Origin of the sequence: Mesorhizobium sp. WSM3626, assembly GCF_000513935.1 — a bacterium.
GTDB classification, from domain to species: domain Bacteria; phylum Pseudomonadota; class Alphaproteobacteria; order Rhizobiales; family Rhizobiaceae; genus Mesorhizobium; species Mesorhizobium salmacidum.
On sequence record NZ_AZUY01000097.1, the window covers coordinates 1 to 2,024 of the forward strand.

Genomic DNA, 2,024 nt, shown 5'->3' on the forward strand with positions numbered 1-2,024 from the left:
GATACGACAAGTTGCTCGCCAACTTCATGGGCTTTGTCAAACTTGCCGCTATCGCTATCTGGCTCAGGTAGTTAAATCGTCACTACGCCCTAGATAAGCTGCTTAGGAGCGTCGTCCGCGGCGATCAGGCGCGCCACGGCGTCTCCTCCAATTCGGCGGCCTTGGTGCGGATGGTCATGGCGTTGCCGCGCCAGTCGACGGCGCCACCGAGCCAGCCGCGCGCCCAGATGGACGGGAGCATCACGTCGCGCGCGATCATCGCCGCGACCATGCGCGGCGACAGATGCCAGCCCTTGGACAAGGCCAGCGCGCATTCCGGAAGGTAGAAGGCCGCCAACACGGCAATCGCGGTTGCCCAGAGGCTGACGCCCGCGCTCGCCGCCGCAACCAGCGCCAGCGCGAGAGGCACCGCCGCGCCGGTCAGGATTTCGGGCGCGAAGAACAGCGGGAAGGTGACGCGGCGCAGGCGCGCCCAGCGGGCCTGGCGCGACCAGATCTCGCCAACGGTACGCTGGCCGAGCGGCTGCTCGAAGGGCGCCGCAACGAGATTGACGCGCAGGCCGAGGCCGTTGACCAGCTTGGTGGCGGCGGCGTCCTCGGCTATCTCGGCGGCCAGCGCGCGAATGCCGCCATTGGCGTCCAGCATCGGCTTGTTCCACAGCATGCTCTTGCCCTGGGCAAAGCCGAGGCCGAGCGCCTCGCCGGCATACTGCCAGCGGGCCTGCAATGTGTTGAGGAAGGCGCATTCGACATCGGCCCAGAAACCCTCGGGTCGCGAACCGATCGGCGTCGAGCAGACAAGACCGGTGTCGGGCCGCCATGCCGCCATCATGTGCTCGACATAGTCCCTCGGCATCAAGACGTTGGAATCGGCAAGGATGACCCAGCTGTGGCGCGCCGCTTCCCAGCCCTTGACGCAATTGTTGAGCTTTGGATTGGCGCTGACACGGTCATCGCCGATCAGCAGCCGGGCCGGCACCTTGGAAAACCGGGCAATCGCCCTGTTTATCAGTTTGACCACCGGGTCGTCGGCATGGGCGACGCAGAAGATCAGCTCATAACGTGGCCAGTCGAGCGCGAAGGCGCGTTCCAGCGTCTCATGCGTGAACGCCTCGACGCCACGCGACGGGACGACGATCGATACCGGTTGCGACTTGCCGGCCGGCGGGGCGATCGTGCTTCGCCGTTTCAACCGTGAGGCGGCGAGCGAAATGCTGGCGGCGTTTGAAAGGATGAGAGCGGTCGAAAGCGAGGCGGCTATGAAGGTGAGTTCCATCGAGATCTGGTCACTCCGGAAAGGCGGCCCGCATCGTGGCCGTTTTCAACAGTTCGACAGAGCGCCGAGTCGCCCGGTTCGTGCACACCACCATTGTCGTGTGTCACTTAAATGACATTCTTTGCCGGCACCTGCGGTTCAAGGCCGGGCGCGACAAGACGCGCACGTTGACCTGCTCTCCGGGAGCGTCGAAAATCGTCGGATTGTTTTGGAGCCGCTCATGTACCGCGCCGTGACGCGCAACATCGAAGTGCAGGTCAGGCCGTTCTATCTCGAGGACCGTTCGGATCCCTCGGAGAACCGCTATGTCTGGGGCTATCAGATAACGATCGACAACCAGTCGGACGAGTTCGTGCAGTTGTTGTCGCGCTACTGGCACATCACCGATGGTGCCGGCCGGGTCGAGGAAGTGCGCGGGCCGGGCGTTGTCGGCGACCAGCCGGAGCTCAATCCCGGCGACAGCTATCAATATACGTCCGGCTGCCCGCTCTCGACACCGTCCGGGATCATGGTCGGACGCTACACGATGCGCAACAAGCGCGGCGAGACGTTCGACATCGCAATCCCCGCCTTCTCGCTCGATCTGCCGGGGACAAGGCGCACGGTGAACTGAGCACCGGCGGTCGCGCTGCCCCTCATCCGCCCGTCGGGCACCTTCTCCCCGTGAACGGCAGGGCTATCGCATATGAGTGATGGCATTGATGAGATAGTCGTCATTCCAGGCGCATTTCTTGATGCGGTGGCTGAT

The 2,024-nt window shown here is 64.0% G+C and carries 2 protein-coding genes; one reads left to right on the forward strand and one right to left on the reverse strand.

The window, feature by feature from the left end; all coding sequences use genetic code 11:
- Positions 1 to 124: 124 nt before the first annotated feature.
- On the reverse strand, positions 125 to 1,276 hold the full coding sequence (locus tag M653_RS0131030; RefSeq protein WP_027146772.1) for a ceramide glucosyltransferase: 1,152 nt from the start codon (positions 1,274 to 1,276) through the stop codon (positions 125 to 127).
- A 220-nt stretch (positions 1,277 to 1,496) separates the two neighbouring features.
- On the opposite strand from M653_RS0131030, the gene apaG reads away from it, so the two are divergent.
- Complete coding sequence (gene apaG, locus M653_RS0131035; RefSeq protein WP_027146773.1) at positions 1,497 to 1,889, forward strand: Co2+/Mg2+ efflux protein ApaG; 393 nt, start codon at positions 1,497 to 1,499, stop codon at positions 1,887 to 1,889.
- The last annotated feature ends 135 nt before the right edge of the window (positions 1,890 to 2,024 follow it).

Bases quoted from the DNA above. Each gene is read 5' to 3' on its own strand.
- M653_RS0131030 (WP_027146772.1), bottom strand. From the start codon at position 1,276: ATGGAACTCACCTTCATAGCCGCCTCGCTTTCGACCGCTCTCATCCTT.
- apaG (WP_027146773.1), top strand. From the start codon at position 1,497: ATGTACCGCGCCGTGACGCGCAACATCGAAGTGCAGGTCAGGCCGTTC.